This is a genomic window from Pseudoxanthomonas sp. (assembly GCF_051953815.1).
Classification (GTDB): domain Bacteria; phylum Pseudomonadota; class Gammaproteobacteria; order Xanthomonadales; family Xanthomonadaceae; genus Pseudoxanthomonas_A.
Genome location: NZ_JBQCIJ010000046.1, coordinates 251,774 through 259,553 on the forward strand (window position 1 = coordinate 251,774; position 7,780 = coordinate 259,553).

The 7,780-nt window shown below is 69.2% G+C and carries 8 protein-coding genes; 4 read left to right on the top strand and 4 right to left on the bottom strand.

What is annotated here, in order from left to right; all coding sequences use genetic code 11:
• Positions 1-278 precede the first annotated feature (278 nt).
• Complete coding sequence (locus ACTHN1_RS15010; protein ID WP_440471737.1) at positions 279-650, top strand: hypothetical protein; 372 nt, start codon at positions 279-281, stop codon at positions 648-650.
• 44 nt (positions 651-694) lie between these two features.
• On the opposite strand, the gene ACTHN1_RS15015 is transcribed toward ACTHN1_RS15010, so the two are convergent.
• Positions 695-1,537 (bottom strand): type 1 glutamine amidotransferase domain-containing protein, encoded by an 843-nt coding sequence (locus ACTHN1_RS15015; protein ID WP_440471738.1) that lies wholly within the window; start codon positions 1,535-1,537, stop codon positions 695-697.
• A 113-nt stretch (positions 1,538-1,650) separates the two neighbouring features.
• Between ACTHN1_RS15015 and ACTHN1_RS15020 the strand changes: the two genes are divergently transcribed.
• Positions 1,651-2,574 (top strand): LysR family transcriptional regulator, encoded by a 924-nt coding sequence (locus ACTHN1_RS15020; RefSeq protein WP_440471739.1) that lies wholly within the window; start codon positions 1,651-1,653, stop codon positions 2,572-2,574.
• 25 nt (positions 2,575-2,599) lie between these two features.
• Here the strand turns inward: ACTHN1_RS15020 and ACTHN1_RS15025 are convergent, their stop codons facing one another.
• Positions 2,600-3,142 carry a VOC family protein gene (locus tag ACTHN1_RS15025; protein ID WP_440471740.1) on the bottom strand — a complete coding sequence of 181 codons (543 nt, stop codon included), beginning with the start codon at positions 3,140-3,142 and terminating at the stop codon, positions 2,600-2,602.
• Positions 3,143-3,300: 158 nt separating this feature from the next.
• Positions 3,301-5,193, bottom strand: coding sequence for a sigma-54-dependent Fis family transcriptional regulator (locus tag ACTHN1_RS15030; protein ID WP_440471741.1), 1,893 nt, complete (start codon positions 5,191-5,193; stop codon positions 3,301-3,303).
• 236 nt (positions 5,194-5,429) lie between these two features.
• Between ACTHN1_RS15030 and adh the strand changes: the two genes are divergently transcribed.
• Entirely contained in the window at positions 5,430-6,959 is a 1,530-nt protein-coding gene (adh, locus tag ACTHN1_RS15035; RefSeq protein WP_440471742.1) for an aldehyde dehydrogenase, read from the top strand.
• Positions 6,959-7,306, top strand: a complete 348-nt coding sequence (locus ACTHN1_RS15040) for a DUF779 domain-containing protein (RefSeq protein WP_440471743.1) — start codon at positions 6,959-6,961, stop codon at positions 7,304-7,306. Before adh ends, ACTHN1_RS15040 begins: the two co-directional genes overlap by 1 nt.
• Here the strand turns inward: ACTHN1_RS15040 and ACTHN1_RS15045 are convergent.
• Positions 7,287-7,780: penicillin-insensitive murein endopeptidase (locus ACTHN1_RS15045; protein ID WP_440471744.1), on the bottom strand; the 494-nt coding region annotated here is incomplete at its 5' end. The two genes, ACTHN1_RS15040 and ACTHN1_RS15045, sit on opposite strands and share 20 nt — an antisense overlap.

The window sequence follows — 7,780 nt, forward strand, 5'->3', positions numbered from 1 at the left end:
CGGACGAGAAGCGGGCGTCCGGCGAGGTTCTCCCGTGGCAACCGATGGTCCTCGGGTCCGGAAACTGCGGAAAGCGGACCCTGCTGAATGTCGGTCGGGCCGGCGTATCGTCAAAGGAGGGTGCCGGTGCCACGCGTCCACGATGCCCGCGGTGATGGCAAGAGCAGGTGGAACCTGCGTCGCGAAAGCGTTATCGGGCTGCACTGTTCAGGTCGTGTTTTACGATCTGAATACACGGCGGATGATATTCCGGTGCTCCGTCAGAGGAGGAACAGACCATGGGCTCCATCCATCCCCCGGCACGGCGCTGGTACCGCTGCGAGGTCGTCGACGTGCAGGCCGAGATGCGCTACTGGAAGCTGGAATACGTATCGCACGACTTCCACGAACCGGGCGTGCCGTTCTCGCGCTACGAATCGGCGCTGCGTTTCGCCTACGACGCCTATCTGCGCCATCACGCGCAGCCGCTGGCCGACGTGCTGGATCTGCTGCACCACAAGTACGTGGAGACCTTCGACAGCTGGAACATGCTGCCGTGGTCGCGGGCCGAAGCCATCCTGCGCGAAGTATGGCTGCGCATGGGCGCGCCGCTGGAAAGCCTGCGGGTGAAGACAGCACCCGAAGCGGGAAGCCGTCCACACCTGCATTGACATACCGGGAACGCGCCGTCCGCGTTCCCGGCATCGCCGCGGCATCACTGCAGTCGTTCGAGCACGGCGTTGGCGACGGCGACCGCGGAGGCCGGATTCTGGCCGGTGATCAGTTCGCGATCGATCACCATGTTGGCGGCCCAGGGCGTCGTGTTGCTCACATGGCGCGCGCCCGCCGCCTCCAAAGCGGTCTGCGGGTAGAACTTCATCCGGCCGCCCTGCAGCGCGCCCTTCGCCAGTTCCTCTTCCTGGTTGCTGATGACCGTCAGTCGATAGCCGGCATAGATCCATCCGGACGGCGTGGCCGGGGACCCGTCATCCGCCAGCGCCGCGACGAATCCGGGATTGCCCGGCAGCGTCGACAGCAGCGCGATCGGGCCGTGGCAGACCAGTGCGGTGGTCTTGCCGCGACGATGGAAGTCGGCCAGCAGGCGGCCCAGGGCGCGGTCGCTCAACAGATCCTGCATCGGCGCATGTCCGCCGGGCACGTACACCGCGTCGAACTGGCCGTAGCCCATCTGTTCCACCCGCGCCAGGCTGAGCACGGGCGACTGCGCGGGCCGGGTCAGGGCCAGCCGGTCGAGCAGGTCCTGGTGCGCCTTCAACGCGCCGGCGTCGCCACCGAAGTACATCGGGTCCAGCGATCCGCGATCGACCGTGGGCGCCACCCCGGAAGGCGTCGCGAAGGTGACCTGGTGGCCGGCATCGAGGAACAGCTTGACCGGCTGCATCAGTTCGTTGAGGTAGAAACCGGTGGGAAACACCCGACCGTCGCGCAGATCCAGATGATCCGAATCCGACAGGACGACCAGCACGTTCGCCGCCTCCGCGTGGGCGGCGGGCAGGGCCAGCGCGAGCGCGGCGGCCAGGATCTTGAGTGATTTCATGGGAGGGCCTCGAAAGGTGCCGCGACGGCGGCGGGAGTGGCCGGCACTCTATTCCTCGCCCCGGAGGGCATAAACTGGCCAAACGACAAATCATCTTTCCCGGAGAGGCAATAATGGCGCGCCGATTCGATCATCTGGGCGACGCGGAGGCGTTCGTCACCGTGGTGGAGCAGGGATCGTTGACCGCGGCGGCGGTCGCGCTGGGCACGACGCCGTCGGTGATCAGCCGCGCCGTCGCGCGGCTGGAGAACCATCTCGGCAACCAGTTGCTGCGGCGGACCACCCGTCGCCTGGGACTGACCGAGGCCGGGCGGCTCTACCTGGAACAGGCGCGCGCGGCGTTCGCCCTGTTCGACGACGCCGAGCGCGCGGTGCAGGGACGCTCCGGCGCGCTGGCCGGGCGGGTCCGCCTGAGCGTACCGACCACTTACGGCCACTACCGGTTGGCGGAAAAACTGGCCCGCTTCTCGCGCGAACACCCGCAGGTCCGGATCGAACTCAACATCTCCAACCGCAACGTCGATCTGGTCGCCGAAGGCTTCGATCTGGCCATCCGCCTGGGCGCGTTGCCCGACAGTGGCCTGGCCGCGCGCCGGCTGGAGGACGCGGCGCTGTGCGTGGTGGCTTCGCCGGCTTATCTGCAACAGGCCGGTACGCCGTCGCGGATGGAACAGCTGGCGGAACACGCCTGCATTCCGTTCGTGATGCCCAGCAGCGGACGCATCGCACCGTGGCTGTTCCGCGAGGCCGGCGCGGATGTCGACTGGACGCCGCCGGATCGGCTGTCGGTGTCCGACGACGTGCTGGGCGTGGTGTCGCTCGCGGCGGGCGGGGCCGGTATCTGCCAGACCTACGATTTCATCGCGGCCGGCTACCTGCGACAGGGCAGCCTGGTCGAGGTGCTGCCGCATCTGCGCGGGCGGTCGCGTCCGTTCTCGCTCATCTATGCCCCGCATCGACGCCTGTCGGCCGCGTCGCGCGCGCTCATCGACAGCCTCGCCGAAGCCGCGCCGGCGGACATCGCGGCGTCCGGCTGAGCGCGCGGCGGCGAACCCGCCGGTCTCAGTGCGCCGACGGCGTGTAGCGCTCCCAGTAGCCGGCTTCCGGGGCGATCTGCTGCACCACGTCCACCCGCACGCCGGCCGGATCCCGGGTCATGAAACGGCGCTGGCCCCAGGGTTCGTCGGTCAGCGGATGCAGTATGGGCGCGCCTTCGCGACGGAGTTTTTCATGCAGCGCGGCCGCGTCGGCGACTTCCAGGGTCAGGATCATGCCGTCGCCGTCGAACACCTCCGGACCGGGCGGACGGGAAGGATGATCCGGCGTCATGAACGCCAGCGTCGCGCCCCGCGCACCGTCTTCGCCCGGACCGGACAGATAGACGAACCAGTCCGCTTCAAACAGGACCCGGAAACCGAAGTGGCGCACATGGAAATCGCGCGCCGCCGCCATCGCCGGCGTGGTGATGAGGGGATAGAGATCGCGCACGCGCAGTCCGGATGATGCTGCGTTCTTCGCCACCGCGGCATCGCGCGCCTGCGCGCCGACGGGCGCCAGCAGGCACAGGCCGAGCACGGCGGGAGACAGGATTCGGATCAGGGACATCGGGATTCCTCGCGGGCGCGGGAAGGTGCGCCGGTGCGGAAACGATGCCCGGATCAGATTGACAGCAGTTGCTTGATTGCGGCGACCGCGCCGCCGGCGCCATCCTCCGCACCGGCCGGTGTCGGCGCGGACACGCGCTGAAACCGTCGCGCGGGTGCTCAGTTCCGGCGCGGCGCCTGCCCGAGCCGCCGGTACAGCGTGCTCCGGCTGATGCCGAGCCGGCGCGCCGCGCGCGCATAGTTGCCGCCGCAGGCCTCCACCGCCGCGCGCATCGTCATCAGGGTGACCGCATCCAGGGGCGCCGCCACGGCCGACGAGGGCGCCGGCACGCCGGCATCGCCGGACGTGCCGGCACGCAGGTAGGCGGGCAGGGCATCCACGCCGATCAGGCTGCCCGGCTCGCTCAACGCGGCCAGGGTGCGCAGGCTCGCCACCAGTTGGCGCAGGTTGCCGGGCCACGCATAGCCCGCCAGCAGCGATGCCGCCGCTTCGTCCAGCCTGCGGCCCTGGCCGATGCGCTGCCACAGGGTGCGCACGAGGTCATCGCGCGCGGGCAGTTCGCGCAGCGGCGTCAGTGCGACCCGGTGGTGGGAAACGCGGTAGAAAAGATCCGCGCGGAACCGGCCCTCGGCGACGGCGTCCTCCAGGTCGCGATGGGTCGCGCAGACCAGGGCGAAATCCAGTTTGATCGGTTTGCCGCCGCCGAGCGGCGACAACTCGCGATCCTGCAGAACCCGCAACAGGCGCGGTTGCAGCGCCAGCGGCATGTCGCCGATTTCGTCCAGGAACAGCACGCCGCCGTCGGCCTGGCGCAGCAGGCCGGCGCTGCCTTCCTTGCGCGCGCCGGTGAAGGCGCCGCTTTCGTAGCCGAACAGTTCGGCCTCGATCAGGCCTTCCGGCAGCGCGGCGCAGTTGACCGCCACGAAGGGTTTGCCGGCGCGGGTGCTGCGGCGATGCAGCTCGCGCGAGAACACTTCCTTGCCGGTGCCGGTTTCGCCGAGCACCAGCACGGGAATGCCGGCATCAAGGACCCGGCAGGCGCGCGCCAGTTCCGTGTCCAGGCGGGCGTCGAACAGTGGTGATTCCGCCACGGCGCCGGTTGTCGATGCGGATACCGTGATCGGCGCCGCGGCGCGGGCGCGGCGCGAACGGGTGGGGCCGTCGACATGGCCATGCAGCAGCCGGCCGCTGCGATCCTGCAGCACGCCCTCATCGCGCAGCCGCGACAGCGCGCCATCGAACAGCGCTTCGTAGGAAGCGCGGCCCAGGTCGGCGCGTTCCAGTCCGAACAGCGCCAGGCCCGCCCGGTTGGCCGCGACCAGGCGGCCATTGCGGAACGCCAGCAATCCCTCGCGCGCACTGCCGAGCAGGGCGGGGTTGGCATGCACGCGCAACAGATCCGCATCGACGATGCCTTCATCGAAATAGCGGTGCTCGATGTTGGCGACCGCCAATTGGGCCAGCCCGAGGGCATGCATCGGCGCAATCCCGGCATCGCCGGAAATATCCAGCACTCCGACCATGCGCCCGTAAGGATCGAACACCGGCGCCGCCGAACAATTGAGGATGCGATGCGGCGCCGCGTAATGCTCCGCCCCGCGCACCTCGACCGCAACGGCATCGACGATGGCGGTGCCGATGGCGTTGGTGCCCACCCGCGCCTCGTTCCAGCACGCCCCGGGCATCAGCGCGACCCGGCCCGCCTTGTCGAGGAACTCGGCATTGCCTTCCGCGTCCAGGATCCAGCCGTCGGCGTCGGTGAGCAGGACGATGCTGCCCGTGTTGGCCGCGTCGGCGGCAAGCATCTCCACTTCCGCGCGCGCCAATCGCCAAAGCTGCTCGTGCTGCTCGCGCATCGTGCGCAGGCGCGGCGCGTCGACCGGCTCGATCGCCGGACGCGCATTCGCCGCCAGGCCGAAGCCGAGGCTGCGCCGCCACGATTGCAGGATGGCGGGGGACACCTGGCCGACCGGGGTGCGACCGGCCTCGAAGAACGCGCGGCGGGCCTGGTCGATGCGCTGCGCATCGGGCGGTGCGGGTGAACGGGGCATGCCGGAATCCTCGCCGGGCGATGTGTCGCATTTTGCGACATCCACAACGCCCGCTGTTCCGATACACAGCACACCCCGCGACACTCCGCAAGCGCATCGCATGTTGCGGCGCGGAAGTTCCAGGGCGGCCTCCGCGCCAGACCGTGGCCGGACACGTGGCGCGGCGCAGCAACCAAACCTGGCACGCGGCCTGCGTTGAAGCCGGCACCCCAACGTGGACCCACCAGGAGCTTCCGATGAACGCAGTCGCCGCACCCCGTCCCCAGGCCGTCGATCCCTCCACCCTCTTCAAGCCGCGCTATGCCAACTTCATCGGCGGCCGCTGGGTCGAGCCGCGTTCCGGCCAGTACTTCGACAACGTCAGCCCGGTGACGGGCAAGGTGATCACGCAGATCCCGCGCTCCAACGCGGACGACATCGAGGCCGCGCTCGACGCCGCCCACGCCGCGCGCGAGGCCTGGGGCAAGACCTCGACCACCGAGCGCGCCAACGTGCTGCTGCGGATTGCCGATCGCATCGAACAGAACCTGGATGTGCTCGCGCACGCCGAGACCTGGGACAACGGCAAGCCGATCCGGGAAACCCTCAACGCCGACATCCCGCTGTGCGTGGACCACTTCCGCTACTTCGCCGGCGCCATCCGCGCGCAGGAAGGTGGCATCAGCGAAATCGACCACGACACCATCGCCTATCACTTCCACGAACCGCTGGGCGTGGTGGGGCAGATCATCCCGTGGAACTTCCCGCTTCTCATGGCCTGCTGGAAGCTGGCGCCCGCGCTGGCCGCCGGCAACTGCGTGGTGCTCAAGCCGGCCGAGCAGACCCCGGCCAGCATCCTGGTGCTGATGGAGATCATCGGCGACCTTTTGCCGCCGGGCGTGCTCAACGTGGTCAACGGCTTCGGCCTGGAAGCGGGCAAGCCGCTGGCCAGCAATCCGCGCATCGCCAAGATCGCCTTCACCGGCGAGACCACCACCGGCCGGCTGATCATGCAGTACGCCAGCCAGAACCTGATCCCGGTGACCCTGGAACTGGGCGGCAAGTCGCCGAACATCTTCTTCGCCGACGTGATGGCGGAGGATGACGATTTCCTCGACAAGGCCATCGAGGGCTTCGTGCTGTTCGCCTTCAACCAGGGCGAGGTCTGCACCTGTCCGTCGCGGGCGCTGATCCAGGAATCCATCTACGAGAAATTCATGGAACGAGCGCTCAAGCGGGTGGCCGCGATCCAACAGGGCAATCCGCTGGATCCCAACACGATGGTCGGCGCGCAGGCGTCCAGCGAGCAGTTGGAGAAGATCCTGTCGTACATCGACATCGGCCGGCAGGAGGGCGCCGAACTGCTGATCGGCGGCGCCCGCAGGCAGCAGGAGGGCGAACTGGCCGGGGGCTATTACGTCCAGCCGACCGTGTTCAAGGGCCACAACCGGATGCGGATTTTCCAGGAGGAGATCTTCGGGCCGGTGGTGTCGGTCACCACCTTCAAGGACGAGGCCGAAGCGCTGGCAATCGCCAACGACACGCTGTACGGGCTTGGCGCCGGTGTCTGGAGCCGCGATGCGTCGCGGCTGTACCGGATGGGCCGCGGCATCCAGGCCGGGCGGGTGTGGACCAACTGCTACCACGCCTATCCGGCGCACGCGGCGTTCGGCGGCTACAAGCACTCGGGCATCGGCCGCGAGACCCACAAGATGATGCTCGACCACTACCAGCAGACGAAGAACCTGCTCGTCTCCTACGACCCGAACCCGATGGGGTTCTTCTAGTGAGGATCGAGGCCACCGCGCTCGCGCTCGAGACGATCGCGCGGCTGGTCGCCCGCCACGGCCCCTTGATGTTCCACCAGTCGGGCGGCTGCTGCGATGGCAGCGCGCCGATGTGTTATCCAGCGGGCGAGCTCAGGCTCGGCGCGCGAGACGTCCTGCTCGGCGAGGTCGGCGGCTGTCCGTTCTACATCGGCGGGGATCAGTACGAGCGGTGGAAGCACACCCGGCTGATCCTCGACGTGGTGCCGGGCCGTGGCGCGGGGTTCTCGCTCGAGGCGCCCGACGGGGTCCGGTTCCTGATCCGGTCGGAGCTGTGCGGCGCGCCGGTCACCGGGCGTCCGGCTTGAACCGCACGTGCAGGTGGTCGGCGTGGTTCGGCCAGTGCCGGACCAGTCCGGCAGGTGCATCGGGGTCGCGCGGGTACTGCAGCAGCTCGGCGAGCTGATCGCCGGGCGTGCCGCGCTGGCGCGCCCACCGGTACAGCCGCGCCTGGACATCGTGATCGAGGAAGATCCGCTCGACGCCGTCGTCGAGGTGGGTGGTTCGCGCGAACGCGTGGATCAGCGCCCAGGTCGCCGCGAGATCGAGGTTCGCGTCGGCGGCGGCGAACGACGCGGGGTAGCCTTCGGGCACGCGGTGGAAGTAGAAGCCCACGTCGACGTCGAGACCGGACTGGTGCGAGCGGTGGCCGCCGATCCGGCCGCCCTCGCGCGCCGAGAGATCGCCGATCGCGAGGGTGTGGACCTCGGGGTAGAGCGCACGCACGCCGGCGATCGCGCGGCGCAGGTGCTCGACCACGTGGCCGCGGCCGAACGCGCGCT

What these genes read in the sequence shown, in the direction of transcription:
- adh (WP_440471742.1), top strand. Translation starts at nt 5,430, where the DNA reads ATGAACGCAGTCGCCGCACCCCGTCCCCAGGCCGTCGATCCCTCCACC.
- ACTHN1_RS15025 (WP_440471740.1), bottom strand. Translation starts at nt 3,142, where the DNA reads ATGTCCCTGATCCGAATCCTGTCTCCCGCCGTGCTCGGCCTGTGCCTG.
- ACTHN1_RS15015 (WP_440471738.1), bottom strand. Translation starts at nt 1,537, where the DNA reads ATGAAATCACTCAAGATCCTGGCCGCCGCGCTCGCGCTGGCCCTGCCC.
- ACTHN1_RS15030 (WP_440471741.1), bottom strand. Translation starts at nt 5,193, where the DNA reads ATGCCCCGTTCACCCGCACCGCCCGATGCGCAGCGCATCGACCAGGCC.
- ACTHN1_RS15020 (WP_440471739.1), top strand. Translation starts at nt 1,651, where the DNA reads ATGGCGCGCCGATTCGATCATCTGGGCGACGCGGAGGCGTTCGTCACC.
- ACTHN1_RS15010 (WP_440471737.1), top strand. Translation starts at nt 279, where the DNA reads ATGGGCTCCATCCATCCCCCGGCACGGCGCTGGTACCGCTGCGAGGTC.